Origin of the sequence: Streptomyces boetiae, assembly GCF_031845405.1 — a bacterium.
GTDB lineage: Bacteria > Actinomycetota > Actinomycetes > Streptomycetales > Streptomycetaceae > Streptomyces > Streptomyces boetiae.
The window spans coordinates 208013-234866 of the sequence record NZ_JAVREN010000003.1 but is presented as its reverse complement, the minus strand read 5'-3'; the positions used below and the strand labels follow the sequence as shown (position 1 = coordinate 234866).

Genomic DNA, 26854 nt, shown 5'->3' with positions numbered 1-26854 from the left:
GCCTCCAAGCGAGGTCTCGGACCGGGGCGCGTCGGCGGAGGGTCGCGCGGCCGGCCGGTTGTAGCCCTGACGGCGCGAGCGGGCCCGCGCCGTGCACATTCTGCTGCGTGGGGCCCGGCGCGGGGAACGCCGCGGAGTCAACTCGCCTGTGAGATTCACGACTCGGCGGCGTCCCCCGGTCGCGCTCAGTCGCGGGCGTCGGAGGCGGCGAGGAGCGCGGTGTCGGGGTGGTCGGCGAAGACGCCGTCGATGCCGGTGGCGAACCAGGCGCGCAGGGCGCCGAACACGTCGCCCCAGGCGTGCGGGTCGGTGCCGCGGCGGAACTCGGCGGGCAGGTAGCGGTTCTCGTTGCGCACCGTGTAGGGGTGAACGAGGAGGTCCGCGCCGTGGGCGTCCCGCACCAGGCGGGTCGGCTCGCCGAGGCTGCCGTCGGAGCGGCGCGGGATGACCAGGTCGAGCGTGGGGCCGATGCCCTGGGCGTACTCGGCGATCTCCTCCAGCCCGCGGGGGGTGACGAGGTCGGCGACGGTGCGCGGGTCGCCCGCGGACCGCAGGTCCCAGGGGCGGGAGTCGGCGGAGGAGAAGAGGACGACCCGCGGGGTGTCCACGAGTTCGGCCATCCGCTCCATGCTGGTGGGCTCGAAGGACTGCAGCAGCAGGGGCGAACTCGCCCGGTGCAGGCCGAAGCGGCGCAGGAGGCGGGCCAGCGGCTCCTCAAGGCCCAGGCCGATGGAGCGGAAGTAGGTGGGGTGCTTGGTCTCGGTGTACAGCCACACCGGGCGCCCGCGCTCGCGGCCCTGCTCCTGGGCCCAGCGCAGCACCTCCTCGAAGCTGGGGACGGCCCAGCGGCCGTTGTAGAGGGTGTTGTGCGGGCGCTGGTCGGGAACGCGCTCGACGGCGCGCAGGGTCTTCAGCTCCGCGAGCGTGAAGTCCTCGGTGAACCAGCCGGTGATGGACTGGCCGTCCACCGTCTTGGTGGTGCGCCGGCGCGCGAACTCGGGGTGGTCGGCGACGTCGGTGGTGCCGGAGATCTCGTTCTCGTGGCGGCACACCAGGTGGCCGTCGCGCGTGGGCACGAGGTCCTGCTCGATGACGTGGGCGCCGTGGTCGAGGCCGAGCCGGTAGGAGCCCAGGGTGTGCTCGGGGCGGTAGCCCGACGCGCCGCGGTGGGCGATCACGGTGGGGCGGGGCAGGTCGCGCGGGCCGCGGCGGGCGGCGGGCGCGGAGGCCGGGCGGCCGGCCGCGGAGGCGGCGGGCGCGGTGCCGGTGAGGAGGGTGGCCGCGCCGGCGCCCGCGACGGCGGCGCCGAGCATCGTCCGCCGGGCCGGGGCGCGGCGTGCGCCGTCCCCCTCGGGGGCGGTGCGGTCCTGGGCCGTCGCCGTGCGGCGGGCTCTGTCCACCGGAACCTCTGCCATGGTGACTCCTGCGCTCGTGTCGGGCCGGCGCACCCGCGTGGGGCGGGGCCGGATCGGGCCGATCGTAGGGAGGCGGCCGGGTCCGGGCGGGGACGCGCGGGAGAACGCCCGGCGAAGCCACGTCAAAACTGAGTATCCGCCGTGTGAACCCGGTGCGCGAGGCGGGAGGAGGCGCGAGTATCGTCCCTAGGCATGCTCGTGGCTCCCGTGCCCATGACCGACCGGAGGGGAAGTTGTCCCGTTTCGTGCTGTTGAAGGTGCTGCTCGGCCCGCTGCTGAAGCTGTTCTTCCGGCCGCGGGTCGAGGGGGGCGAGCGGGTTCCCGGGTCCGGCCCGGTGATCCTGGCCGGCAATCACCTGACCTTCATCGACTCGATCATCCTGCCGCTGACGATGGAGCGGCAGGTGTTCTTCATCGGCAAGGACGAGTACGTCACCGGCCGCAGCCTCAAGGGGCGGCTGATGGCGTGGTTCTTCACGGCCGTCGGCATGGTCCCGGTGGACCGGGACGGCGGCCACGGCGGCGTGGCCGCGCTGATGACGGGCCGCCGCATCCTGGAGGAGGGAAAGGTCTTCGGGATCTATCCCGAGGGCACCCGCTCCCCCGACGGCCGCCTCTACCGGGGCCGCACCGGCATCGCGCGGCTGACGCTGATGACGGGGGCGCCGGTGGTGCCCTTCGCGATGATCGGCACGGACCGGGTGCAGCCGGGCGGGCGCGGCCTGCCGCGCGTGGGCCCCGGCCGCCGGATCACGGTCCGCTTCGGGGAGCCGCTGGACTTCTCCCGCTACGAGGGCATGGACCGCGACCGCTACGTCCTGCGCGCCGTCACCGACGAGGTGATGACCGAGGTGATGCGGCTCTCGGGCCAGGAGTACGTCGACATGTACGCCACCAAGGTGAAGGCCGCGTAGGCGCTGCCGCGCCTGTGCCCTGCCGGGCGGGGCCTCGCAGGCCCCGCACGGGGCTGCGCCGCGCGCCCCCGTGTGAACGGGGCGCCGCCCCGGAGCGCACCGCTCGCGCGTGCGCCGCCCCCGGGGCGAGCCAACGACCGGACGCCGCCTGGCGGCGGGGCTGCCGGCCCCGGCCAGGGCACGCTGGCCCGCCACACGCGGGCACCACCTCGGCCCGGGCGGGCACGAGGCGCCGCCCGCAGGCCGCCGGCCCCGCCACACGCGGGCGCTACGCCGGCCCCGGGCAGGCACAGCGTGCCGTCCCCGCGGACGGAGGGTGGCCGCCGGCTTCACGCCGCGCGACCCGCGCAAACCACCTCGGCCCACAGGCGTGGGAAGGCCGCCGGCATGAGGCGGCCGGGAGCACCACGCGCCGCCCGCACACGCGCCGTCGCCCCGGGCACGAGCCCGACGCCGCGGGGGCGCCCACCCCCTCCCGCAGGCCGGGAACGGCCACCGGCACGAGTATCCGGGAGCAGCGCGCGCTGCACGCGCACGCGCGCCGTCGCCCCAGGCGGGACGCTGCGCCGGTAGCGACGGCCGTCGTGCGCGGTCAGCGTGGGCGGCTCACGCCCAGGGCAGCGAGCCGCGATGGGCCCAGTAGGCCGCAGGGGGCTCGGCGAGGCGTGCCAGGGCGGAGAGGTGACGGCCCTCCAAAGGGAGGGCCGCGGCTGCCAGGTTGTCGGCCAGTTGGGGGAGGGTGGCCGCGCCCGAGAGGACGATGCCGGTCCAGGGGCGGTGCAGCACGGCGGCCAGGGCCACCGCGTCGGTCGTGGTGCCCAGCTCTGCGGCGACCTCGCGCAGCGCGGGCGGCGCGGACGGCGGGGCGAGGCGGCCGTTGGCCATGCCCTCCTTGACGATCACCGTCAGCCCCGCCGCGTGCGCCTCGGCCAGCGCGGGCCCGGCCGAGGTCTCCAGCAGGTTGTACGTGGACTGCACGGTGCCGAACAGCGGCCGCCCGTCCACCCGCACGGCCAGCGCGGCGCGGATCGCCTCGGCCTGCGCGGGCCCGCTGGTGGAGAGGCCGACGCTGACGCCGCGCGCGGCGAGGGCGGCCAGGCGCTCCAGCACCGCCGGGTCGTTCAGCGCCGGGCTGTCGGGCGTCACCGAGTGGATCTGGTACAGGTCGAGCCGGTCCCCCAGCAGGGCGCGGGTCTCGGCGTACTGCCGGTCGAAGGTGGCCGCGCCGTGGTCCTTGACCTCGTGGACCTCCGCGTCGGGGCGCCAGTCGGCGGTGTAGGTATAGCCCCACTTGCTGCCGACGACCACCTCGGCGGCGGGCCCGGGCCGCGCGTCCAGCCACCCGGCCAGGAACTCCTCGGCCCGCCCGTAGGAGCGGGCCGCGTCGAGGTAGCGCACGCCCGCGGCGTACGCGGCGTCCAGCAGCCGGTGGCTGCGCTCCCGCAGCGCCTCCGGGCTGCGCCCGGCCGGCAGGTCGCGCTCGCGCCCGAGGTTGATGTACCCGGGCCGCCCCACGGCCGCGAGCCCCAGCCCGATCCGCGCGGCCGGCGTGTCCTGGGAGCTGAAACGGGTGAACGCCATGGGTGCTGACCTCGCGAACGTGCGGCTTGCCGGTGCACCCCCACGCTACCCGGCTCCCGGCACGAGGCCGGGAGCCGGCAGGGACGGGCCCACCCGGCGGGGGGGGCGGGGCCCCACCGGGCGCGGCGCCGGCTGCTCGCCCCGACGGTCACCGGTCGCCCGGCGGGCCCGGGTGAGCCCCCTGCGTGCGGCCCCGGCCACCGCGCGGTAGCTGATCCGCCCTGCGCCGCGCGGGCGTTGCCCCCTGGGCGAGCCGGCCCGGTGCCGGCCGCCTTCCGGCCCGTGCCCTTCGGCTCGCCGCGGGCAAGGCCCCGGGACGGCAGCGCGACGCCGCGTAGGCGCGGCCGAGGCAGCGGGACCCCGGTGGGCCCCGGCGGAAGCCGGGACGCGCGGCCCGTTTCCGGAAGCATCGTGGACACGGTCGTGAAACGCCCGTCGCCTACCGTCACGTCATGGCGGACGTTTTCGACTCGTATGCACTCGCGGACGCGTGGGATGAGATGTTCGAACGGCCCGGAGTCGTGCGGGCGGCCTATGAGCCGGTCTTCGCCGCCCTCCAGCCGCTCGACGCGTCGGATCTCGCCTTCCGGGCGGAGCAGATGGCGCGGTCGTTCACCGACCGGGGCGTGACCTACGCGCACGCCGGGGAGGAGCGGCCGTTCCCGCTCGACCTCGTGCCGCGCATCCTGGACGCGGCGGAGTGGGACACCCTCACGCGGGGGGTGCGCCAGCGCGTGCGGGCGCTGGAGGCGTACCTGGGCGACGCGTACGGCCGTTGCCAGGTCTTCGAGGACGGCGTGGTGCCCTACCGGCTGCTGCACTCCTCGCCGCACTACCACCGCGCGGCGCACGGCGTGGAGCCGCCCAACGGGGTGCGCGTCCACGTCGCGGGCGTGGACCTGGTGCGGGACGTGGACGGCGGCTTCCGGGTGCTGGAGGACAACGTCCGCATCCCCTCGGGAGTTTCGTATGTGATCGAGAACCGGCGGGCGATGACCAGGGTCTTCCCCTCGCTGTTCGCGGAGGCACCGGTGCGGCCGGTGGACGAGTACCCGCAGCGGCTGCTGGCCGCGCTGCGGGCCGCGGCCCCCGAGGGCACGGACGACCCGGTGGTCGTGGTGCTCAGCCCCGGCGTGCACAACGCGGCCTACTTCGAACACGCCCTGCTGGCACGGCTGATGGGCGTGCAGCTCGTGGAGGGCCGGGACCTGGTGTGCTCGGGCACCCGGGTGCGGATGCGGACCACGCGCGGGGAGGTGCCGGTGCACGTGGTCTACCGCCGCATCGACGACGAGTTCCTCGACCCGCTGCACTTCCGGCCCGATTCGCTGATCGGCTGCCCCGGCATCATGACGGCGGCCCGGGCCGGGCACGTCACCCTGGCCAACGCGGTGGGCAACGGCATCGCGGACGACAAGCTGCTCTACACCTACGTGCCCGACCTCATCCGCTACTACCTGGGCGAGGAGCCGCTGCTGCCGAACGTCGAGACCTACCGCCTGGAGGATCCCGGGCAGCTCGAGGCCGTGCTCGACCAGCTGGACCGGCTGGTGATCAAGCCGGTGGACGGCGCGGGCGGGGCCGGCATCGTCATCGGCCCGCAGGCGGACCGGCCCACGCTGGAACGCCTGCGGCGGGCGCTGACCGCGGACCCGCGCGGCTGGATCGCCCAGCGGCCGGTGCGGCTGTCCACCTCCCCGACCCTGGCCGGGGGCGGCGTGGCGCCGCGCCACATCGACCTGCGGCCGTTCGCGGTCAACGACGGCGGCGACGTCTGGCTGCTGCCCGGCGGGCTGACCCGCGTGGCGCTCGGGGAGGGGAACCTGGTGGTCAACTCCAGCCAGGGCGGCGGCTCCAAGGACACCTGGGTGCTGCCCCGGTACCGCGGGCACGGCGCGGCGGGCCGTTCGCTGTTCGCCGCCATCGCGGCGGGGCGCACCCTGCCCCCGGCCCGCGGCGTGGTGCCGCGCGAGCTGGGACCGGCCGCGGCGCAGCAGGAGGGGGCGCAGTGAGCGTCGCTCCCCCGCGTGGGGGCCCCGCCGGGCGAAGCCCGGGATACACCGAGGAGGCGCAGTGACCACGCAGGTGATGCTCTCGCGGATCGCGGAGTCGCTGTTCTGGACGGGGCGTTACGTGGAGCGGGCGGACGACACCGCGCGCATCCTGGACGCCTACCTGCACCGGCTGCTGGAGGACCCCTGGAGCGACGAGGACGCGGCCTGCCGCTCCCTGCACGCGATCCTGGGCGTGGCCGCGGACCCGGTGCGGCCCTGCGACATCGACCAGGTGCTGGAGCGGCTGGCGTTCGACCGGGCGGGGGGCGGGGCGATCGAGGGGGCGCTGGGCGCGGCGCGGGAGAACGCCCGCCGGGCGCGGGAGGTGGTCTCCACGGAGATGTGGGAGTGCCTGAACTCCACCTGGCACGGCCTGACGGAGCTGCGCGCGGCGGCCCGCCGCACCGGCCCGCACGCCTACCTGGGGCTGGTGCGCAGCCGGGCGGCGCTGTTCTTCGGCCTGGCGGACTCGACGATGAACCGGGACGACGGCTGGCGGTTCGTGGTGCTGGGCCGGAGCCTGGAGCGGGTGGACATGACGGCGCGGCTGCTGGCGGTGCGGGTGCTGGCGGCGGTGCACGCCCCGGACTGGCCGACGCTGCTGAACGCCAGCGGCGCGGACGAATCGTTCCTGCGGGCCCACGGGGGCCGGGCGGGGGACTCGGCGAGCGTGGCCGGTTTCCTGCTGCTGAGCCGGGACTTCCCGCGCTCGGTGCTGCACGCGCTGAGCACGGCCGAGGCGTGCCTCGCGGCGCTGGGCGACCAGCGGCGCGGCGGGGACGCGTACGGCCGCCGGGACCCGGCGCTGCTGCCGGTGGGGCGGATGCGCACGCGCCTCGAATATCTGGACCCGGAGGTCCTGCGGAACGGACTGCCGGGCCTGCTGCGGGACTTGCAGGAGGCGTGCACGGAGTCGGCGCGGGCCGTGGCCGAGCGGTACTTCCCGTTCGACGGCCCCGTGACCTGGTCGCAGGAGGGCGTGTGAGCGCGAGCACCGAGTGGGCCGGGACCGCCGCCGGGGGCGCCCCGGGGCGGCGGCTGAAGATCCGGCACGCGACCCGGGTCGTCTACGACGGGCGCGCGGCCTCCTCGCACAACGAGCTGCGGATGACGCCGCTGACCCTGCCCGCGCAGACGGCGCTGGACGCGCGGATCGACATCGCCCCGGGCGTTGCCCCGTGGAGCTACTGGGACTACTGGGGCACGCAGGTGACGGCCTTCGACCTGATGGAGCCGCACGAGTCGCTGCTGATCGTCGCCACCAGCCTGGTGGAGACCGCTCCCCCGCCGCCGCTTCCCGCCGAGCCGGGGTGGGAGGAGATCGCGAGGCTGCTGGAGGCCTCGAAGCTGGCGGAGTTCGGGCTGCCCACCCCGCGCACGGCGGTGGGCGAGGAGCCGGTGGCGCGCGCCCGGGAGGCGGCGGCCGGTCTCGGGCCGCACGAGGCGGCGCTGGCGGTGGCCGGGCTGGTGCGCGACCGGGTGGCGTACCTTGCGGGAAGCACCGGCGTGCACACCGGCGCTCAGGAGGCGTGGGAACAGCAGGCGGGCGTGTGCCAGGACATCACGCACCTGACGGTGGCCCTGCTGCGCCGGGTCGGGCTGCCGGCCCGGTACGTCTCGGGCTACCTGCACCCGGACCCGGACGCGCCCCCGCACCGGCCGGTGGCCGGGGAGAGCCACGCCTGGGTCGAGTACTGGGCGGGCGGCTGGGTGGCGTACGACCCGACCAACCGCGCCCGGGCCGGGGAGTCGCACGTGGTGGTGGCCCGGGGGCGGGAGTACGGGGACGTGGTGCCGCACAAGGGCGTCTACCACGGCGCCCCGAGCGGCCCGCCTCAGGTGGAGGTGGAGTTCACCCGGCTCGCGTAGGCGGCGACCCACTCGCGCTGGCGGGCCAGGTCCGCCTTGGCCTCGCCGAGCTGGACGGCGACGGCGGCCGGGGCGGTGCCGCCCCGGGCGTCGCGGGCCGCCAGGGAGCCCCGCACGGTCAGGACCTCGCGCACGCCCGGGGTGAGGTGCGGGGAGATCTTGGCGAACTGCTCGTCGGTGAGCCGGTCGAGCTCGATGCCCTCGGACTCGCAGACCTTGACGCACTCGCCCGCGATCTCGTGGGCGTCGCGGAACGGCACGCCCCGCTTGACGAGCCACTCCGCGATGTCGGTGGCCAGCGAGAACCCGGCCGGGGCCAGCTCGGCCATCCGCTCCCCGTGGACGGTGAGGGTGGCGAGCATCCCGGTGAATGCCGGCAGCAGCACCTCCAGCTGGTCGCAGGAGTCGAAGACCGGCTCCTTGTCCTCCTGGAGGTCGCGGTTGTAGGCGAGCGGGAGGGCCTTGAGGGTGGCCAGCAGACCGGTGAGGTTGCCGATGAGGCGGCCGGACTTGCCCCGGGCCAGCTCGGCGATGTCCGGGTTCTTCTTCTGCGGCATGATCGAGCTGCCGGTGGAGAACGCGTCGTGCAGCGTCACGAAGGAGAACTCCTTGGTGTTCCACACGATGACCTCCTCCGCGATGCGCGAGAGGTCCACGCCGATCATGGCGGTGACGAACGCGAACTCTGCGGCGAAGTCCCGGGAGGCCGTGCCGTCGATGGAGTTGGCCGCCGAGCCGCCGCCGAAGCCGAGGTCGCGGGCGACCGCCTCCGGGTCCAGACCCAGCGAGGAGCCGGCCAGGGCGCCGGAGCCGTAGGGCGAGACGGCGGTGCGCGCGTCCCACTGCCGCAGCCGCTCGGCGTCCCGGGACAGGGCCTGGACGTGGGCGAGGACGTGGTGGGCGAAGAGGACGGGCTGGGCGTGCTGGAAGTGCGTGCGGCCGGGCATGGCGACGTCCGGGTGGGCGTCGGCCAGGGCGATCAGCGCCTCCTGGAGGTCCGCGATGAGGCCGCCGAGGAGCCGGGCGTGGTCGCGCAGGTACATCCGGAAGAGGGTGGCGACCTGGTCGTTGCGGGAGCGGCCGGCGCGCAGCTTGCCGCCCAGCTCGGGGCCCAGCCGCTCCAGCAGGCCGCGCTCCAGGGCGGTGTGCACGTCCTCGTCCGCGAGGGTGCCGGTGAACGTCCCGTCCGCCACGTCCGCGGCCAGCCGGTCCAGGCCGGCCAGCATCCGCTCCAGCTCCTCCTCGGTCAGCAGCCCGGCGCGGCGCAGCACCCGGGCGTGGGCCCGGGAGCCGGCGATGTCGTAAGGGGCCAGGCGCCAGTCGAAGTGGACGGAGGCGCTCAGCCGCTCCAGGGCCTCGGCCGGGCCGTGCGCGAAGCGTCCGCCCCACAGCCGCAGGCCGTCGTTGCCCCCTGCCTGGGCCGTCACCGGCTCTGGTCCCGGCGGGCGGCGATCTTGCCGGACATGCCGAAGATCTCGATGAAGCCCTTGGAGAGCGACTGGTCGAAGGTGTCGCCGGTGTCGTAGGTGGCCAGGCTGAAGTCGTACAGCGACTCCTCGGAGCGCCGGCCGGTGACGACGGCCCGGCCGCCGTGCAGGGTCATCCGGATGTCGCCGCTGACGTGCTGGTTGGCCTCGCGGACGAAGCCGTCCAGGGCCCGCTTCAGCGGGGAGTACCACTGGCCGTCGTAGACCAGCTCGGACCAGCGCTGCCCGACCTGCCGCTTGTAGCGGGCCAGCTCGCGCTCGACCGTGACGTTCTCCAGCTCCTGGTGGGCGGTGATCAGGGCGATGGCGCCCGGGGCCTCGTACACCTCGCGGGACTTGATGCCGACCAGGCGGTCCTCGACCATGTCGATCCGGCCCACGCCCTGCGCGCCGGCCCGCTCGTTCAGCTCGGCGATGGCCTGGAGCGGGGTGACCTCGCGGCCGTCGAGCGCGACGGGCACGCCCTGGCGGAAGGTGATGACCACCTCGTCGGCCTCGCGGGGGGCGGCGGGGTCCTGGGTGTACTCGTAGATGTCCTCGATCGGCGCGTTCCAGATGTCCTCCAGGAAGCCCGTCTCGATGGCGCGGCCGAAGACGTTGGCGTCGATGGAGTACGGGGACTTCTTGGTGGTGGCGATCGGCAGGCCCTTCTCCTCCGCGAAGGCGATGGCCTTGTCCCGGGTCATGGCGTAGTCGCGGACCGGGGCGATGCAGGTGAGGGAGGGGGCCAGGGAGGCGATGCCGGCCTCGAAGCGGACCTGGTCGTTGCCCTTGCCGGTGCAGCCGTGGGCGACGGTGTCCGCGCCGTGCTTCCGGGCGGCGGCGGCCAGGTGCTTGACGATCAGGGGCCGGGAGAGGGCGGAGACCAGGGGGTAGCGGTCCATGTAGAGGGCGTTGGCCTGGATCGCGGGCAGGCAGTACTCGTTGGCGAACTCGTCCTTGGCGTCCACCACCTCGGCCTCGACCGCGCCGCAGTCCAGCGCACGCTTGCGGATGACGTCCAGGCTCTCGCCGCCCTGGCCGACGTCGACGGCGACGGCGACGACCTCGGCGCCGGTCGCCTCGGCGATCCAGCCGATGCAGACGGAGGTGTCCAGTCCGCCGGAGTAGGCGAGTACGACGCGCTGGGTCACGGTGACTCCTCAGGAAGCATGCACTGACTGGAATAAGTATGCAGGGTTCCGCATGCCTCGTCAATCCGACGGCGATCCGACGGCGATCCGACGGCGCTCTCGGGCCCCGGCGCCGGTAAATCGGTGCCGCCGCCGGGGCGCCGGGGGCGATACTGCGGGCCATGGGGAAGACCTACGCGCGCATCGAGGGCCGGCTGCGGACGTTCATCGAGGAGCAGCCCGTCTTCTTCACCGCCACCGCCCCGCTGACCGCCGAGGGGACGGTGAACCTCTCCCCCAAGGGCGTGTCGGGCTCCTTCGCCGTGCTGGACCCGCTGACGGTGGCCTACCTGGACTTCGCCGGGAGCAACGCCGAGACCATCGCCCACCTGCGGGAGAACGGCCGGATCACCCTGATGTGGTGCGCCTTCTCCGGCCCGCCCACCATCGTGCGCGTCCACGGGCGGGGCGAGCCCGTCTTCCGGGACGACCCGCGCTTCCCGGGGCTGGTGGAGCGCTTCCCCGGCGTGCGGACGGGGAACCACGGGCTGCGGGCCGTGATCGTGGTGCGCGCCGAGCTGATCCGGGACACCTGCGGCTACGCCGTCCCGTTCATGGACTACGCGGGGGAACGGCCGTTGCACGCCTCGCGGTTCGCGCGGGAGACGGACGAGACGCTGGACGCGTACTTCCAGGGCAAGGAGCACGTGGGCACCAGCCTGGACGGGCTGCCGGGGCTCCCGCTGCCGCTGCCCCCGACCCCGCCCGCCCCGCCGGGGGCCTGAGCGGGGTCGCGATTCCCTCCCGGCCACCCGGCCGCGTCTTCACTCGAACGGGTGGTTAGGGCCGCCATCGCCCGGCTCACGGTTGCTCCCCCCGGCGCAGAACGCCAGGTCAGCGCCGCGCATCGGGGGCGAAGGGCGCGAACGGCGCGACGGGGCGTGCGCACGCGGCGGAACGCGCCGTTCCTGTGGCGCTCCCCACCGGCCAAGCTGTCCGGCATCAGCAGCGTTCAGCGACCGGTAAGGGGAGTGCTGCCCATGTCCGTTCACCCGGAGTCGCCGGCGATGGCCCAGGCCAGGACGGAGGCGCCCGCGTGACCACCGTTCCCGACACCGGAAGCGACCGGCGCACCGCGCTGGCCGCCCTGCGCGAGACCCGGGTCCTGCTGGACCCGGCGCTGCGGGCGTCCGTGCACGAGCTGCCCGCGCCCGTGGCCCGCGTCGCCTCGTACCACTTCGGCTGGACCGACCGGGACGGCCGCCCCTCGGACGCCCCGGCCGGGAAGGCGCTGCGGCCGGCCCTGGTCCTGGGCTGCGCGGCGGCCGTGGGCGGGCGGCCCGAGGACGCGCTGGCCCCGGCGGTCGCGGTGGAGCTGGTGCACAACTTCTCGCTGCTGCACGACGACATCCTCGACGGCGACACCACCCGCAGGCACCGGGCCACGGCCTGGACGGTCTTCGGCACCGCCTCGGCGCTGCTGGCCGGGGACGCGCTGCTGGTGCACGCCGGGCGCGTGCTCACCGGGCAGCCCGGCCGGCTGGCCACGGCCACCGGCTTACGCTGGCTCAGCGAGGCGACCACCCGGCTGATCGAGGGCGAGCAGACGGACATCTCCTTCGAGGAGCGCGAGCACGTCACGCTCGTGGAGTGCCTGGCGATGACCGAGCGCAAGACCGCCGCGCTGCTGGCCTGCGCCTGCGCGCTGGGGGCCCTGTGGGCCGGCGGCTCGGCCGACCGCACCGAGGCGCTGCGGCGGTTCGGCAGCCACCTGGGCATGGCGTTCCAGCTCGCGGACGACCTGCTGGGCATCTGGGGCGACCCGGCGGTGACCGGGAAGCCGGCCGGGGCGGACCTGGCCAGCCGGAAGAAGAGCCTGCCGGTGGTGGCGGCCCTGGACTCCGGGACCCCGGCGGCCCGGCGGCTGGCCGAGGCGTACGGCAAGGGCGGGCCGGAGCCGGGACCGGCGGGCCCCGCCGGGCGCCGGGCAGAGGGCGACCCGGCCGAGACCGCGCACCTGGCGGCGCTGGTGGAGGAGGCCGGCGGGCGGGCCTGGGCGGAGCGGGCGGCGGAGGAGGAGCTGCGGCTGGCGCTGGAGTGCCTGGCCGCGGCGGAGCCCGCGCCGGGGGCGGCCGAGAGCCTGGCGGCGCTGGCCCGGCTGGCCTGCCACCGCGACCGCTGACCGGGCGGACGCGGGGGCCGGGCGGACGCGGGGGCCGGCGCGGCGTCAGCCGTCCGGCTGCTCCGCCTCCTTCTGCTTCTGCGCCAGCCGCAGCAGGTGGTCGGCCAGCGGCTGCCCGCCCAGCGGGTCGCGGCTGATCAGCAGCACGGTGTCGTCCCCGGCGATGGTGCCCAGGATCTGGTGCACCTCCGCCTGGTCGATCGAGGAGGCGAGGAACTGCGCGGCCCCGGGCGGGGTGCGCAGCACCACCAGGTTCGCGGAGGCCTCGGCCGAGATCAGCAGCTCGCCCGCCAGCCGGGCCATCCGCTCCTCCTTGGCCGACTCCCCCAGCGGCGCCCGGGGCGTGCGGAAGCCGCCCTCGCTGGGCACGGCGTAGATCAGCTCGCCGCCGGTGTTGCGGATCTTCACCGCGCCCAGCTCGTCGAGGTCCCGGGAGAGCGTCGCCTGGGTGACGCTCAGCCCGTCGTCGGCCAGCAGCTTGGCCAGCTGGCTCTGGGAGCGGACGGGCTGCCGGTTGAGGATGTCCACGATCCGGCGGTGCCGGGCGGTGCGGGTCTGCGGTACGGAGGGGCCGTTCGGCTGGCGCTGCTCGCTCATGCTCCCTCTCTTCGTGCGGTCAACGGGGCGCCGCCGCCTCTCCCGTGCGGGTGTCCACCGCGTCCAGGACGCCGGGGAGCGCCGCGAGGAAGGCGTTCACCTCGCCGTCCGTGAGGATCAGCGGCGGCGCGAGCCGGATCACGTCGGGGGCCACGGCGTTCACCAGCAGGCCCGCCCGCTCGGCGGCCTGCTGGACCCGGGGCGCCAGCGGCTCGGTCAGCACGATACCCAGCAGCAGCCCGGCGCCCCTGACCCGGTCCACCAGGGGGTGGCCCAGGCTCCAGATCCCGTCGCGCAGCCGCTCGCCCGCGTCCTTGACGCGCTGGAGCAGGCCCTCGGACTCGATGGTCTCCAGCACGGCCAGGGCGGCGGCGCAGGAGACGGGGTTACCGCCGAAGGTGGAGGCGTGCGTGCCGGGGGTCAGCAGCTCGGCGGCCGGGCCGAACGCCAGGGCCGCGCCGATCGGCAGCCCGCCGCCCAGGCCCTTGGCGAGGGTCACCACGTCCGCCTCCACGCCCTGGGCCTGCCCGGCGAACCAGTGCCCGGTGCGGCCGATGCCGGTCTGCACCTCGTCCAGCACCAGCAGGGTGCCGGTGGCGCGGGTGATCTCCCGGGCGGCGGCCAGGTACCCCTCGGGCGGGACGACCACGCCGTTCTCGCCCTGCACCGGCTCCAGGATCACCAGGGCCGTGTCGGTGGTGACGGCGGCGCGCAGCGCGTCGGCGTCACCGTAGGGGACGTGGGTGACCTCGCCGGGCAGGGGCTGGAAGCCCTCGTGCTTCTTCGGCTGCCCGGTCAGGGCCAGGGCGCCCATCGTGCGGCCGTGGAAGCCGCCCGCGGCGGCGACCATGTGCGGGCGGCCGGTGCGCCGGCCGATCTTGAAGGCCGCCTCGACGGCCTCGGCGCCCGAGTTGCCGAAGTAGACGCGGCCCGGGCGCCCGGCCAGGGACAGCAGCCGCTCGGCGAGGGCGACGGTGGGCTCGGCGATGAAGAGGTTGGAGACGTGGCCCAGCAGCGCGATCTGGTCGCAGACGGCGCGGACCACGGCGGGGTGGCCGGTGCCCAGGGAGGTGACGGCGATGCCGCCGACGAAGTCCAGGTACTCGCGGCCGTCGGCGTCCCACAGCCGGGCGCCCTCGCCGTGCGTGATGGCCAGGCGGGGCGTTCCGTAGGTGTCCATCAGCGCGCCCTGCCAGCGCGTGGCCAGCGCGGCGTTCCCGGCGTCGTTCCCGGCGTCGTTCGCGGTGTCGTTCGCGGTTCCGGTCTCGTGGGCGGTTCCGTTCCCGGTCATGTCGGCTCTCCCTCGGGTCCGTCGGGTCCGGTGGCGGCGGGCGCGGGCGGGTCGGGGACGACCATGGTCCCGATGCCCTCGTCCGTGAAGATCTCCAGCAGGATGGAGTGGGGCACGCGGCCGTCGATGACGCGCGCGGTGCGCACGCCGTTGCGCACGGCGTACAGGCAGCCCTCCATCTTGGGCACCATGCCGCTTGCCAGGTCGGGCAGCAGCTTCTCCAGCTCGCTCTCGGTGAGGCGGCTGATCACCTCGTCGCTGGCGGGCCAGTCGGCGTACAGGCCCTCGACGTCGGTGAGCACCATCAGGGTCTCCGCGCCGAGCGCGGCGGCCAGGGCGGCGGCGGCCGTGTCGGCGTTGACGTTGTAGACGTGGTCGTCGTCGGCGCTGCGGGCGATGGAGGAGATGACGGGGATGCGCCCGTCGTCCAGCAGGGCCGTGACGGCGCCGGGGTCGATGCCGGTGATGTCGCCGACGCGGCCGAGGTCCACCGGCGCGCCGTCGACCTTGGCGTAGCGCTTGGTGGCGGTCATCAGGCGCGCGTCCTCGCCGGTCAGGCCGACGGCCAGCGGGCCGTGCCGGTTCAGCAGGCCGACCAGCTCGCGCTGGACCTGCCCGGCGAGCACCATCCGGACCACGTCCATGGTCTCGGGGGTGGTGACGCGCAGCCCGCCGCGGAACTCGGAGGTCAGGCCGAGGCGGTCGAGCTGGGCGTTGATCTGCGGGCCGCCGCCGTGCACGACGACGGGGCGCAGGCCGGCGTGGCGCAGGAAGACGACGTCCTGGGCGAAGGCGGCCTTGAGGTCCTCGTCCACCATGGCGTTGCCGCCGAACTTCACGACCACCGTCCTGCCGTGGTGGCGCGTCAGCCAGGGCAGGGCCTCGATGAGCGTGCGGGCCTTGGGCAGCGCGGTGTGCTTGCGGGTGGGGGAGGTCATGAGGAGTAGGCGCTGTTCTCGTGGACGTAGTCGGCGGTGAGGTCGTTGGTCCAGATCTCGGCGGAGGCGGAGCCGGCGGCGAGGTCGGCGGTGATGGTGACCTCGCGGAAGCGCATGTCCACGCGGTCGCGGTCCTCGCCGACCGCGCCGTTCTTGCAGACCCACACGCCGTTGATGGCGACGTTGAGGCGGTCGGGCTCGAAGGCGGCGGAGGTGGTGCCGATGGCCGAGAGGACCCGGCCCCAGTTGGGGTCCTCGCCGTGGATGGCGCACTTGAGGAGGTTGTTGCGGGCGATGGAACGGCCCACCTCCAGGGCGTCGTCCTCGCTGGCCGCCCCGGTGACCTCGATGCGGATGTCCTTGGAGGCGCCCTCGGCGTCCTTGATCAGCTGGAGGGCGAGGTCGGCGCAGACCCGGCGGACGGCCTCGGCGAACTCGGCCCGGTCGGGCACGACGCCGGAGGCGCCGGAGGCCAGCAGCAGCACCGTGTCGTTGGTGGACATGCAGCCGTCGGAGTCGATCCGGTCGAAGGTGACGCGGGTGGCGGCGTGCAGGGCGCTCTCCAGCGGGCCCTGGCCGGGGTCGGCGTCGGTGGTGAGGACGACGAGCATGGTGGCCAGGCCGGGGGCGAGCATGCCGGCGCCCTTGGCCATGCCGCCGACGGTCCAGCCGGCGGGGCTGGTGACGGCGGCGGTCTTGTGCACGGAGTCGGTGGTCTTGATGGCGACGGCGGCGTCCTCGCCGCCATCGGCGGAGAGCGCGGCGGCGGCGGCGTCGAGGCCGGGCAGCAGGCGGTCCATGGGCAGGCGCAGGCCGATGAGGCCGGTGGAGGCGACGGCGACCTCGCCTGCGCTGTGCCCGAGGATCCCGGCGGCGCGCTCGGCGGTGGCGTGGGTGTCCTGGAAGCCGAGGGGGCCGGTGCAGGCGTTGGCGCCGCCGGAGTTGAGAACGACCGCGGTGACCCGGCCGCCGCGCAGCACCTGCTCGGACCAGACGACGGGGGCGGCCTTGACGCGGTTGCTCGTGAAGACGCCGGCGGCGTCGGCGCGCGGGCCCTGGTTGACCACCAGGGCGAGGTCGGGGGCGGGGGCCCCGCCCCGCTCCGGGGCGGCCTTGATGCCGGCGGCCACGCCGGCGGCGAGGAATCCCGCTGCTGCGGTCACGCTCACTGCTTGCCTCCGCTCACGGGGCGACTCCGATCGTGGTGAGTCCGAGGTCCTCGGGCAGGCCGAGGGCGAGGTTCATGCTCTGCACGGCCCCGCCCGCGGTGCCCTTGGTGAGGTTGTCGATGGCGCTGACGGCGATGATCCGGCCGGCCGCCTCGTCCAGGGCGACCTGGATCAGCGCGGCGTTGGACCCGAGGACCGCCGCGGTGCTGGGCCACTGCCCCTCGGGGAGCAGGCGGGCGAACGGCTCGCCCGCCAGGGCCTTGTCGTACGCCTCGCGCAGCCCGGCCGCGGTGACGCCGGGCCTGGCGCGCGCGGAGCAGGTGGCCAGGATGCCGCGGGGCATCGGCGCGAGGGTGGGCGTGAACGAGACGGTGACGCGCTCCCCGGCGACGGCCGAGAGGTTCTGGATCATCTCGGGGGTGTGCCGGTGGCCGCCGCCGACGCCGTAGGGGCTCATCGCGCCCATGACCTCGCTGCCCAGGAGGCGCTGCTTGGCGCCGCGCCCGGCGCCCGAGGTCCCGGAGGCCGCGGTGATGACGGCCTCGGGCTCGGCCTGCCCGGCGGCGTAGGCCGGGAAGAGCGCCAGGGAGACGGCGGTGGGGTAGCACCCGGGGACCGCGACGCGCGTGGACCCCCTGAGGGCGTCGCGGGCCCCGGGCAGCTCGGGGAGGCCGTAGGGCCAGGTGCCGGCGTGCGGGCTTCCGTAGAAGCGCTCCCAGTCGGCGGGGTCCACGAGCCGGAAGTCGGCGCCGCAGTCCACGATCAGCACGCCCTCGCCCAGCTCCTCGGCGACGGCGGCCGACTGGCCGTGCGGGAGGGCGAGGAAGACCACGTCGTGCCCGGCCAGCTCCTCGGCCGTGGTGGGCGCGAGCACCCGGTCGGCCAGCGGCAGCAGGTGCGGCTGCGCCTCCCCGAGCCGCTGCCCCGCGCTGGCGTTCGCGGACAGGGCCCCGATCTCCGCCTCCGGGTGCTGAAGAAGCAGCCGCAGGATCTCGCCCCCCGCATAACCGCTCGCCCCGGCCACCGCAGCGCGCACCGTCATCGCCTCCTCGCACTCGCCGTCCCGGCATGACTATACGCACCATGGCAGTTTTATGCAATCGGCCCCGGTGGGTACGCCCCCGGCTCAGGGGCCGGTGCGCAGGTCAAGCCAGGCGGTGACGTGGGTGTCGTCGGCCTCGGGGGTGGCGTCGAGGCGGGCGAGGAGGCGGCGGACGGGGGCGTTGTCCGGGGTGGTGCTCAGGTAGAGGGCGGTGAAGCCGTCCCGGCGCGCGGTCTCGCACAGCAGGGGCAGCACCGCGCCGCCCACGCCGACGCCCCGGTGCGAACGCCCGAGCCACAGGCCGGCCTCGGCGGCGCGGCGTCCGGGGCCCGGGTCCGGCAGCGGGCACAGGCGGGCGGCGCCCGCCACGGCCGTTCCCTCGAGGACGGCGTAGGTGGCCTCCACCGGCTCGGCCGCGAGCCCCCGGGAGCGGTGGAAGGCGAGGAAGGCCTCGCGCCGCCGGGACGTCCACCCGGGCGGGCCCTCCACGGGCGGCATCACCTCCAGCGGGTCGGCGTCCGCGACGGCCGTCGCGAGGAGGTCGTCGAGCAGGTCGTGGTCCAGCGGCGCGAGCCGCACGTCCGGGCGCATGCGCGCATCCTGTCAACGCGCCGGGCCCGCGCGACAACGGCTTTTCCCCACGCGCCCCCGCGCTTGCAGACTGTCGCCATGCTGAGGATGCGCCCGACGCGGGCGGACGAGGTGGAGCTGGTGGCCGGGTGGGAGAGCGGCCCCGACACGGCGTGCTGGCTGGGCGAGACGGGCCTGGCCTGGCACCGGCGCGCCCTGCGCGACCCGGACGTGGAGCACCTGATCGCAGAGGCGGAGGAGGGGCGGCCGGCCGGCTTCGTGGTCCTGGCGGGGCTGGTGGAGGGCGGCGGGGTCGTGGAGCTGCGGCGCCTGGTGCTGGGCGCGGGCTTCCGGGGCGCGGGCCGGGGCCGGGCGCTGCTGCGGGCGGCGGTGGGGCGGGCGTACCGGGTGCACGGCGCGGCGCGGGTGTGGCTGGACGTCAAGCCGGACAACGTCCGGGCGCGGGCCCTCTACGCCTCCGAGGGCTTCGTCCCGGACCCGGCCGGGCCGGCGGAGGGGCTGGTGATCATGCACCACGGGGCGGGAACGGCCTGAGGCCCCGCCGCACGGGCGGGCGGCCACGGTCTCACGGCGCGTCGCCGGGCGGGCCGACGCGGCCGGCGGGGAGGGCGCAGGCGGGGGTTCCGCCGGGGAGGCGGCGGCGGTTGGCGGCGATCAGCCGGTAGAGCGGGGGCGCCAGCCAGCGCGCGGGCGGGAGCGCGAGGAGGGCGCCGAGCACGGCCCACCCGCGCGGGGCGCTCAGCAACGCTCGCGCGACGGCGTCCGCGCCCCCGCGCACCGTCCCGTCCGGGGTGATCCACAGCACCTCGTGCTGGGCGCGCTCGGGCGTGGTGCCGAGCGCGTCGAGGTCGGCGAACTGCCAGGGCACCGCGTCGCACCGGGGCCGCACGCGCCGCTCGGCGAAGCGCATCACGGTGGTGCAGAAGCCGCAGTCCCCGTCGTAGACGAGCGTCGGTCGGGTCCGCATGCCTCCAGTCTCCCGCGCCGCCCGCGAGCCCGCCGGACAGGGCGGCGCTCGGGGATGCGAGGGCTCCGGGCCTCAGCCGACGCGCAGGCTCCAGCGCCCGGGGCCGCCGCTGATGCTGAGCACGGACAGCGGGTGGACCTCCGTGCGCCAGTAGGCGTGCGGCGGGACGCGCAGCGCGTACAGCAGCGCCGCCCGGATCACGGAGGGCTCGGTGACGGCCACGACGCGCCCGTCCTCCCCCACCGGCCGGGTGTCCAGCCAGCCGCCGACGCGGGAGACGAACGCCAGCAGCGGCTCGCCGCCGTGCGGCGCGGACCGGGGGTCGGCCAGCCACGCCTCCACGGCCTGGGGCTCCCGCAGGGTGACCTCCTGGAGAGTCATTCCCTGCCAGCGCCCCATGTCGCAGTCGCGCAGCGCGAGTTGGGAGAGCGGGGCGAGGCCGAGGGCGACGCCGGTCTGCCGGCTGGAGGCCGTCGGGGAGCAGTAGCGCAGCTCCGCGGCGGCGAGCGGGAGCAGCGCGGGGACGGCCCGCTCCAGCGCCTGCCACCCGGCCACGTCCAGCGGCCGGTCATCGCCGAAACGCGCGTCCAGCAGGGAAGATCCCCGGGCGGCGGCGATGAGCGTGACGAGCATGGCGCGATGGTAGGGCGAGGTGAACCGGACCACCACTACGGATGCGTAAATCCTGTAAGGCCCGTGCGCGCCTCTTCCGCGAAGGGGGCCCTCAGGCGGTCGGGAGCCCCGTTTCCGCGCAGGCGCGGGCCAGGCGGTCGACGCCCTCGGCGAGGTCGGTGACGCTGACGGCGGGGGCGAAGCTGAGGCGCAGGTGCGGGGCGGGGCGCTCGGCCGGGAAGTAGGGGCGGCCGGGGGCCACGGCCACGCCGGCGCGCAGGGCCGCCGCTGCCAGGGCCGTCTCGTCGGTGCCGGGCGGCAGGCCGGCCCACAGGTGGTATCCGCCGCGCGGGAGGTGCGGCAGGGACAGGGCGGGCAGGCGGGCGGCGAGCGCGGTCGCCAGGGCCTCGCGCCGCACCCGCAGCTCGCGGGCCACCGCGCGCAGGTGGCGGCCCCAGGCCGGGGAGTTCACGAACTCCAGGGCGGTCTCCTGGAGCGGGCGCGGCACGAAGAAGCTGTCCACGATCTGGATCGCCCGCAGCCGCTCGGCGGCCGGGCCGCGCGCCGCGAGGGCGCCGACGCGCAGGCTGGGCGAGGCGATCTTGGTGAGGGAGCAGACGTGCACCACCGCGCCGTCGCGGTCCTCCGCCGCGAGGGTGGGCGGCAGCGGCCCGGCGTCCTCGTGGGCGAGGCGGCGCGCGAAGTCGTCCTCCAGCACGAACGCGCCCGCGGCCCGCGCGGCGGCCAGGACCTCGGCGCGGCGCGCGGGCGCGTAGGCCCCGCCCGTGGGGTTCTGGAACAGCGGCTGGCAGACGAAGACCCGCGCCCCGCTGGCGGCGAAGGCGCGTTCGAGCAGGCCGGGGCGCACGCCGTCCGCGTCCACCGGGACCGGCACCGGCCGCAGCCCGGCGGCGCGGGCCGTGGCCAGCATCCCGGGGTAGGCGGGCGATTCGACGAGCACCGCGCCGCCGGGCGGGGCGAGGGCCCGCAGCGCGGTGCTCAGGGCGCTCTGCCCGCCCGCGGTGATCAGCACGTCGGAGGCGGCGACCGTCCCGGCGCCGCCGTCGATCCCGCGGGCGAACCAGGCCCGAAGGTCCCCGATGCCCTCCATCGGCGGCCGGCCCCAGACGCCGGGCCGCCGCCCGGCGCGAGCGAGGGCCGCGGCCAGCGCGCGCTCGGGGCGCAGCGGCGGGGCGAGGTACCCGCCGCTCAGCTCGATGACGCCCGGCGGCGGCTCGGCCAGGGTGGCGAGCACGCCGGTGGCGTCCACGGTGCGCGGGGCGTGCTCGGGGGTGGGCTCGGCGGAGAGGGAGACCTCCTGCCAGCCCAGGTCGCCGCGGCTGCCGGGGGCGGGGCGCGGCCCGGCGCGGAAGGCGCCCGCGCCGGGGCGGGTGACGATCAGGCCCTCGGCGGCGAGGGCGGCCAGCGCGCGGGAGACGGTGACGGGGCTGACCCGGAAGCGGCGGACCAGCTCGCGGCTGGAGGGCAGCTTCTCCCCTGTCGAGTAGCGCTCCAGCTCCTCACGCAGGCAGGACGCGAGATCCCCCGCACTGCTACCGTTGTTCATGAGAGACAACGATAGCGCTATCGCCCTCGCGCCGATAGCGGTCCCCTCCGGCCGCGGCAGCGGCACGCTGCTGGCCGCCCTCGGCGTCACCGCCTTCTCGCTCACCTTCCCGGCCACCGCCTGGGCTCTGGAGGGCATGGGCCCCTGGACGGTGACGGCGGGCCGCACGGCGCTCGCGGGCCTGATCGCCGTCTGCTGGCTGGCCCTGGCCCGCACCCCGCCGCCGGAACGCCGGCACTGGCCCGGCCTGGCGACGGTCGCGGCCGGCTGCGTGCTGGGCTTCCCGCTGCTGACCACGCTCGCGCTGCGGACCTCGGGCACCGCCCACTCGGCGGTCGTGGTGGGCCTGCTGCCGCTGACGACGGCCGGGTACGCGGCGCTGCGCTCGGGCGCGCGCCTCTCCCCCGCCTTCTGGGCGGCGGCCGGGACCGGCGGTGCGGCGGTGGCCCTCTTCGCGGCGGTGGACGGCGGCGGGCTGCCCTCCCGCGCGGACCTGCTGCTGGGCGTTGCCCTGCTGCTGTGCGCGGCGGGCTACGGGGAGGGCGGGCGGCTGGCCCGCGAACTGCCCGGGCGGGAGGTGATGTTCTGGGCGCTGGCCGCCAGTCTGCCGTTCGCGCTGCCCGCGCTGGCTGCGGCTCTGGCGGCGGAGCCGGCGCGGCCCACGGGCCGGGCGGCGGCGGGGCTGCTGTGGCTGGCCGTGGGCTCCAGCCTGCTGGGGATGGTCCTGTGGTACCGCGGGCTGGCCCTGGCCGGGGTCGCCCGGGGCGGCCAGCTCCAGCTCGCCCAGCCGCTGCTGACCGTGGCCTGGTCGGTCCTGCTGCTCGGCGAACGCCTCCCGCCCGCCGCGCTCCCCACCGCGGCGGCCGTCCTGCTGTGCATCGCGGCCACCCAGCGCGCGCCTCGCGCCCGTTCGCCGAGGGACCCCCTGCCGGCGCCCCCGCCCGCGCCGGACGCGCCCGCCGTCCCGATGGCCCCGGCGCCAAGGGCTCAGTAGTGGTCCGCCACGACGCGGCTCATCGCGCCGATGCGGTCGGTCACCACGTGCGTGGCGGAGTAGAAGATGTTCCCCCCGACCTCCGGGTGGTCCGCGCACAGGGTGAGGTGACGGGAGAGCTCGGCCGGGTCCTGCCACGCCTCGGGGGAGGCCGGGTCGCCCGCCTTGTACAGCGCCTCGCCGATGTGGAGGGCGACCCCGGTGCCCGCGGCCACGCCCGACCACCACTCCACGAGCGTGGCGTAGTCGGCGGCCGGGTCCCCGATGTGCCAGTACACCTGCGGGGCGATGTAGTCGATCCAGCCCTGGCGGACCCAGCCGCGCGTGTCGGCGTACAGGTCGTCGTAGGTCTGCACGCCGCCGCGGGTGTCGGAGCCCTCGGGGTCGGTGCTCGCGTTGCGCCAGACCGCGAAGGGGCTGACGCCGAAGGGGATGTCCGCCCGCGTGGCCCGAACGCGCTCGCGCATCTCCCGCACCAGCAGGTCGATGTTGTGCCGCCGCCAGTCGGCCCGGTCCGCGAAGTCCCCGCCGTACGCGGCGAAGGCGTCGTCGTCGTCGAACTCCTCGCCCGCCACGGGGTAGGGGTAGAAGTAGTCGTCCCAGTGGACGCCGTCCACGGCGTAGTGCTCCACCGCGTGCGCCATCGCGTCCTGGACGAAGACCCGCACCTCGGGGATGCCCGGGTTGTAGTACAGCCGCCCGCCGTAGGGGACGACCCAGTCGGGGTGCTCCAGGGCCGGGTGGTTCGGGGCCAGTTGCCCGGGGTCGTCGTGCATGGCGACGCGGTAGGGGTTGAACCAGGCGTGCAGCGCCAGCCCGCGCGCGTGCGCCTCGCGGACGGCGAAGTCCAGCGGGTCCCAGCCCGGGTCCCGCCCGGGGACGCCCGTCAGCCAGGCCGACCAGGGCTCGTACGGCGAGGGCCACAGGGCGTCGGCCGTGGGCCGCACTTGGAGGAAGACGCTGTTGAGCCGGTGCTCGACGGCCGTGTCCAGGAGGGCCGCCAGCCCGGCCTGCGCCTCCTCGGCGCCCAGGCCCGGCTCGTCGGGCCAGTCGATGTTGGCCACCGTCGCGATCCACATGCCGCGCAGGCCGCCGGCCGGCAGCCCCGGCGCGGCGTCCTCGCTCAGGCGCGGGCGGGCCGAGGCTCCCGGCGCGGACGCCTGGGTGAGCGACAGCAGCCCCGCGAGCGTTCCGAACGCGGCGCCTCCCAGGCCCCGCCGGCTGATCCGCGGCATCTCCCGCCCCCTGCCCTCGCCCTGCGTCATGCGGGCCCCGCACAGCGTGACGGGGCCGACCGAGTGTTACCCGCCGCAAACGTCGTCATGCGCACACCGCCGCAGTCAACACCATCCCCGCCCGCGCTTCACAGGCCCCGGCCGGGCGGGCGCCACCCCCGGCCCGCCGTTCGCCCGCACGGCGGGGGTACGGTCGGTCCTGTGAGGGAGATCAGCGAAGGGGCACGGTGTGACGAGCGACATTGAACGCGTGGGCGTGGTGGGCTGCGGCCAGATGGGGTCCGGCATCGCCGAGGTCTGCGCGCGGGCGGGACTCGACGTGCGGGTCGCGGAGACCACGGGGGAGGCGCTGGAGCTGGGCCGCACCCGGCTCGCCACCTCCCTGGGCCGCGCGGCGGAGCGCGGCAAGATCACCGCGGAGGCGCGGGACGCGGCCCTGGAGCGGATCACCTTCACCACCGACCTGGGCGAGTTCGCCGACCGGGATCTGGTCGTCGAGGCCGTGGTGGAGAGCGAGCAGGTCAAGACGGAGATCTTCCAGGTCCTGGACCAGGTGGTGACCCGCCCGGACGCGATCCTGGCCTCGAACACCTCGGCCATTCCGCTGGTGAACCTGGCGGTGTCCACCTCCCGGCCCGGCCAGGTGCTGGGCATCCACTTCTTCAACCCGGCGCAGGTCCAGCGCCTGGTGGAGCTGATCCCGGCGCTGACCACGACCGAGGAGACGGTCAAGCGGGCCGAGTCCCTGGTCTCCCAGGTGCTGGGCAAGCACGCCATCAAGTCCCAGGACCGCTCCGGCTTCGTGGTGAACGCCCTGCTGGTGCCCTATCTGCTCGCCGCGATCCGGATGTTCGAGTCCGGCTCCGCGAGCCGGGAGGACATCGACAGCGGGATGGAGCTGGGCTGCGCGCACCCGCTGGGGCCGCTGAAGCTGGCCGACCTCATCGGGCTGGACACCGTGGCCTCCATCGCGGAGTCGATGTATGCCGAGATGAAGGAGCCGCTGTACGCCTCCCCGCCGCTGCTGCTGCGGATGGTCGCGGCCGGGCACCTGGGCCGGAAGTCGGGCATCGGGTTCTACTCCTACGAACGGGCCCGCTGATCCGCGCGGCCGGCTGACGGGCGGGGCCGGGCAGGAGTCGGGGCCGGGCGGGCGCGCGCTTCGAGGTGAGGCACGCGCCCCGGGGCGCGCCGCCCGGCCCGCGCCCCCCGGCGCCTCAGGAGGCGCGTTTCCCGCCCCCGCTCCGCTTGCGCGGCGGGGTCTCCCCCGCGGCCTTCTTCCGCCCGGCGGCCCGGCCGCTTCCGGCGGTCCCGCCCCGGGCCGCTCCCCCGCTCTCGGCGGCGCGCTTGCCGGTGGTCGTCCGCTTGGCCGCGGCCGTCTTCTTCGCGGCGGTCTTCTTGGCCGCCGCCTTCTTCGCCGGGGGCTTCTTCTTGATCGGCGTGACCGTGGCCGCCACGCGCTCGGCGTCCTCGCCGCGCGCCGCCCGGACGCTGCGCACGCTGTCCTCCAGGGCCGCCATCAGGTCGACCACCCGGCCGCCGGCCGGGGCCTCGGCGGTCAGCTCGCGCGGCTCGGTGCCGGCGAGCTTGGCGTTGACCAGGGCCTCGACGGCCTCCCGGTACTCGTCGTGCAGCCCGCCCATGTCCACGGGTCCGAGGGTGTTCATCAGGGCGTCGGCCAGGTCCAGCTCGGCGTCCCTGACGGTCACCTGCTCCGCCGGGGCCAGCCCGGCGGCCGGGCGGATCTCGTCGGGCCACAGCAGGGTGTGCATGCCCAGCACGTCCTCGCCGTCCAGGGCGCGGACCAGCGCGAGGGTCTCCCGGCCGCGCATCGCGAGCTTGGCGATGGCGCCGCGGCCGGCCCGGCGCAGCGCCTCCCGCAGCAGCACGTACGGCTTGGCGGCCCCGGCGTCGGCGGTCAGGTAGTAGGAGCGGTCGAGCTGGTAGGGGTCGATGGTGCTCACGGGCACGAAGCCGAGGATCTCCACGGTCCTGGCGGTGGGCAGCGGCAGCGCGGCCAGGTCCTCGTCGGTGAGCTGCACCAGCGAGCCGTCGGAGGTCTCGAACGCCCGGCCGATCTCGCTCCCGGAGACCTCCTCGCCGTCCAGCTCGCACACCTTGCGGTAGCGGATCTTGCCCTCGTCGGCGGTGTGGATCTGCCGGAAGGACACGGCGTGGCTCTCGGTGGCGCCGACGACCTTGACGGGAATGGTGACCAGGCCGAACGATATGGAGCCCTTCCAGATGGTTCGCATCATCTGCCCCTTTCGTGCCAGTCTCAGGGTATGCCTGTCGTCACCGTGGAGGGGCGGTCGCTGCCGCTCTCGAACCTGGAGAAGGTCATCTACCCGGACGGCACGACCAAGGGCGAGGTGCTGCACCACTACGCCGCGCACGGCGACGTCCTCCTGCCCCACCTCCGCGATCGGCCCCTGAGCCTGCTGCGCTACCCGGACGGGCCCGGGGGCGAGCGTTTCTTCACGAAGAACGTCCCCCCTGGCGCGCCCGACTGGGTGACGGTCTGCGACGTGCCGCGCTCCGGCGGGGGCGCGCTGCGGCAGGTGGTGGTCAACGACCTGCCCGCCCTGATGTGGGTCGCCAACCTCGTCGTGGAGCTGCACACCCCGCAGTGGCGGGCCGGGAGCCCGGGCGTTGCGGACCGGCTGGTCTTCGACCTGGACCCGGGGGCGCCCGCGACGGTCGTGGAGTGCTGCGCGGTGGCCCGCTGGCTGCGCGACCGCCTGGCGGCGGACGGGCTGACGGCCTACCCGAAGACCTCGGGCGGCAAGGGGCTGCACCTGCTGTGCGCGGTGCGGCCCGCGCCCGCGGCCGACACCTCGGCGTACGCCAGGGCGCTGGCCGAGGAGGCCGCGGCGGCCCTGCCGGGCCTGGCCATCGCGGAGATGGCCAGGCGCCTGCGGCCGGGCAAGGTCTTCATCGACCACAGCCAGAACGCCGCCCGCAAGACCACGGCCGCGCCCTACACGCTGCGCGCCGCGCCCGTGCCGGCCGTCTCGGCGCCGCTGACCTGGGAGGAGGTCGAGGACTGCACCGACCCCTCCCAGCTCGACATCCGCCTCCCCGACCTCCCCGCCCGCCTTCGGACCCACGGCGACCTCCTCCGCCCCCTGACGGACCGCCGCCGCGCGCGCTCCCTGCCCCGCTGAGCCGCGGGCCGGCGGGCCCGCCGCGCCGGAGCCCGGGCCGGGGCCCGGCGGACCGGCACTCCGCCGCCGG

At 75.9% G+C, this 26854-nt stretch carries 25 protein-coding genes; 10 read left to right on the top strand and 15 right to left on the bottom strand.

What is annotated here, in order from left to right; all coding sequences use genetic code 11:
• Positions 1-185: 185 nt before the first annotated feature.
• Complete coding sequence (locus RM780_RS03435) at positions 186-1313, bottom strand: glycerophosphodiester phosphodiesterase (protein WP_311628949.1); 1128 nt, start codon at positions 1311-1313, stop codon at positions 186-188.
• Positions 1314-1648: 335 nt separating this feature from the next.
• Between RM780_RS03435 and RM780_RS03430 the strand changes: the two genes are divergently transcribed.
• Positions 1649-2329: a lysophospholipid acyltransferase family protein gene (locus RM780_RS03430; RefSeq protein ID WP_311628926.1), complete on the top strand. Its 681-nt coding sequence runs from the start codon at positions 1649-1651 to the stop codon at positions 2327-2329.
• A 606-nt stretch (positions 2330-2935) separates the two neighbouring features.
• Here the strand turns inward: RM780_RS03430 and RM780_RS03425 are convergent.
• Positions 2936-3910: an aldo/keto reductase gene (locus RM780_RS03425; RefSeq protein WP_311628924.1), complete on the bottom strand. Its 975-nt coding sequence runs from the start codon at positions 3908-3910 to the stop codon at positions 2936-2938.
• Between the two features lie 452 nt (positions 3911-4362).
• On the opposite strand from RM780_RS03425, the gene RM780_RS03420 reads away from it, so the two are divergent.
• From RM780_RS03420 to RM780_RS03410, 3 genes are all read left to right on the top strand, one after another.
• Positions 4363-5922 (top strand): circularly permuted type 2 ATP-grasp protein, encoded by a 1560-nt coding sequence (locus tag RM780_RS03420; RefSeq protein ID WP_311628923.1) that lies wholly within the window; start codon positions 4363-4365, stop codon positions 5920-5922.
• 76 nt (positions 5923-5998) lie between these two features.
• Positions 5999-6949: an alpha-E domain-containing protein gene (locus RM780_RS03415; protein ID WP_311628948.1), complete on the top strand. Its 951-nt coding sequence runs from the start codon at positions 5999-6001 to the stop codon at positions 6947-6949.
• The gene (locus RM780_RS03410; protein WP_311628922.1) at positions 6946-7833 is read left to right on the top strand and encodes a transglutaminase family protein; all 888 of its coding nucleotides are present in this window, start codon (positions 6946-6948) and stop codon (positions 7831-7833) included. Before RM780_RS03415 ends, RM780_RS03410 begins: the two co-directional genes overlap by 4 nt.
• On the opposite strand, the gene argH is transcribed toward RM780_RS03410, so the two are convergent.
• Both argH and RM780_RS03400 read right to left on the bottom strand, forming a co-directional pair.
• The gene (argH, locus tag RM780_RS03405) at positions 7800-9260 is read right to left on the bottom strand and encodes an argininosuccinate lyase (RefSeq protein ID WP_311628921.1); all 1461 of its coding nucleotides are present in this window, start codon (positions 9258-9260) and stop codon (positions 7800-7802) included. The genes RM780_RS03410 and argH overlap by 34 nt on opposite strands.
• Positions 9257-10453, bottom strand: a complete 1197-nt coding sequence (locus tag RM780_RS03400; RefSeq protein ID WP_311628919.1) for an argininosuccinate synthase — start codon at positions 10451-10453, stop codon at positions 9257-9259. Before RM780_RS03400 ends, argH begins: the two co-directional genes overlap by 4 nt.
• A 161-nt stretch (positions 10454-10614) precedes the next feature.
• Here RM780_RS03400 and RM780_RS03395 point away from each other — a divergent pair, with 161 nt between their 5' ends.
• Positions 10615-11217 (top strand): pyridoxamine 5'-phosphate oxidase family protein, encoded by a 603-nt coding sequence (locus RM780_RS03395; RefSeq protein WP_311628918.1) that lies wholly within the window; start codon positions 10615-10617, stop codon positions 11215-11217.
• 311 nt (positions 11218-11528) lie between these two features.
• Complete coding sequence (locus tag RM780_RS03390) at positions 11529-12614, top strand: polyprenyl synthetase family protein (RefSeq protein ID WP_311628917.1); 1086 nt, start codon at positions 11529-11531, stop codon at positions 12612-12614.
• Between the two features lie 45 nt (positions 12615-12659).
• Here RM780_RS03390 and RM780_RS03385 read toward each other — a convergent pair whose 3' ends face one another.
• From RM780_RS03385 to RM780_RS03360, 6 genes are all read right to left on the bottom strand, one after another.
• Positions 12660-13211 (bottom strand): arginine repressor, encoded by a 552-nt coding sequence (locus RM780_RS03385; RefSeq protein WP_311628916.1) that lies wholly within the window; start codon positions 13209-13211, stop codon positions 12660-12662.
• Between the two features lie 19 nt (positions 13212-13230).
• The gene (locus RM780_RS03380; RefSeq protein WP_311628947.1) at positions 13231-14391 is read right to left on the bottom strand and encodes an acetylornithine transaminase; all 1161 of its coding nucleotides are present in this window, start codon (positions 14389-14391) and stop codon (positions 13231-13233) included.
• Positions 14392-14498: 107 nt separating this feature from the next.
• Positions 14499-15440, bottom strand: a complete 942-nt coding sequence (gene argB / locus RM780_RS03375) for an acetylglutamate kinase (protein WP_311628915.1) — start codon at positions 15438-15440, stop codon at positions 14499-14501.
• Entirely contained in the window at positions 15437-16609 is a 1173-nt protein-coding gene (gene argJ, locus RM780_RS03370) for a bifunctional glutamate N-acetyltransferase/amino-acid acetyltransferase ArgJ (RefSeq protein ID WP_311628914.1), read from the bottom strand. The genes argB and argJ overlap by 4 nt, the downstream gene beginning before the upstream one ends.
• Before the next feature lie 13 nt (positions 16610-16622).
• Positions 16623-17651, bottom strand: a complete 1029-nt coding sequence (gene argC, locus RM780_RS03365) for an N-acetyl-gamma-glutamyl-phosphate reductase (protein ID WP_311628913.1) — start codon at positions 17649-17651, stop codon at positions 16623-16625.
• 84 nt (positions 17652-17735) lie between these two features.
• The gene (locus RM780_RS03360) at positions 17736-18242 is read right to left on the bottom strand and encodes a GNAT family N-acetyltransferase (RefSeq protein ID WP_311628912.1); all 507 of its coding nucleotides are present in this window, start codon (positions 18240-18242) and stop codon (positions 17736-17738) included.
• 78 nt (positions 18243-18320) lie between these two features.
• Between RM780_RS03360 and RM780_RS03355 the strand changes: the two genes are divergently transcribed.
• Positions 18321-18776, top strand: coding sequence for a GNAT family N-acetyltransferase (locus RM780_RS03355; protein WP_311628911.1), 456 nt, complete (start codon positions 18321-18323; stop codon positions 18774-18776).
• A 31-nt stretch (positions 18777-18807) separates the two neighbouring features.
• Here RM780_RS03355 and RM780_RS03350 read toward each other — a convergent pair whose 3' ends face one another.
• The 3 genes from RM780_RS03350 to RM780_RS03340 form a co-directional block, all read right to left on the bottom strand.
• Positions 18808-19209, bottom strand: a complete 402-nt coding sequence (locus tag RM780_RS03350; RefSeq protein WP_311628910.1) for a thiol-disulfide oxidoreductase DCC family protein — start codon at positions 19207-19209, stop codon at positions 18808-18810.
• Positions 19210-19281: 72 nt separating this feature from the next.
• Positions 19282-19842, bottom strand: coding sequence for a histidine phosphatase family protein (locus RM780_RS03345; RefSeq protein WP_311628909.1), 561 nt, complete (start codon positions 19840-19842; stop codon positions 19282-19284).
• A 91-nt stretch (positions 19843-19933) separates the two neighbouring features.
• Complete coding sequence (locus RM780_RS03340) at positions 19934-21388, bottom strand: aminotransferase-like domain-containing protein (protein WP_311628907.1); 1455 nt, start codon at positions 21386-21388, stop codon at positions 19934-19936.
• Here RM780_RS03340 and RM780_RS03335 point away from each other — a divergent pair.
• Positions 21387-22382, top strand: a complete 996-nt coding sequence (locus tag RM780_RS03335; RefSeq protein WP_311628906.1) for a DMT family transporter — start codon at positions 21387-21389, stop codon at positions 22380-22382. The genes RM780_RS03340 and RM780_RS03335 overlap by 2 nt on opposite strands.
• Here RM780_RS03335 and RM780_RS03330 read toward each other — a convergent pair.
• On the bottom strand, positions 22376-23608 hold the full coding sequence (locus tag RM780_RS03330) for a glycoside hydrolase family 10 protein (protein ID WP_449657193.1): 1233 nt from the start codon (positions 23606-23608) through the stop codon (positions 22376-22378). The genes RM780_RS03335 and RM780_RS03330 overlap by 7 nt on opposite strands.
• Before the next feature lie 238 nt (positions 23609-23846).
• Between RM780_RS03330 and RM780_RS03325 the strand changes: the two genes are divergently transcribed.
• Positions 23847-24719, top strand: coding sequence for a 3-hydroxybutyryl-CoA dehydrogenase (locus tag RM780_RS03325; protein ID WP_311628904.1), 873 nt, complete (start codon positions 23847-23849; stop codon positions 24717-24719).
• A 115-nt stretch (positions 24720-24834) separates the two neighbouring features.
• Here the strand turns inward: RM780_RS03325 and ku are convergent, their stop codons facing one another.
• Entirely contained in the window at positions 24835-25872 is a 1038-nt protein-coding gene (gene ku / locus RM780_RS03320; RefSeq protein ID WP_311628946.1) for a non-homologous end joining protein Ku, read from the bottom strand.
• Positions 25873-25902: 30 nt separating this feature from the next.
• Here ku and ligD point away from each other — a divergent pair, with 30 nt between their 5' ends.
• Positions 25903-26784: a non-homologous end-joining DNA ligase gene (ligD, locus tag RM780_RS03315; protein ID WP_311628903.1), complete on the top strand. Its 882-nt coding sequence runs from the start codon at positions 25903-25905 to the stop codon at positions 26782-26784.
• The last annotated feature ends 70 nt before the right edge of the window (positions 26785-26854 follow it).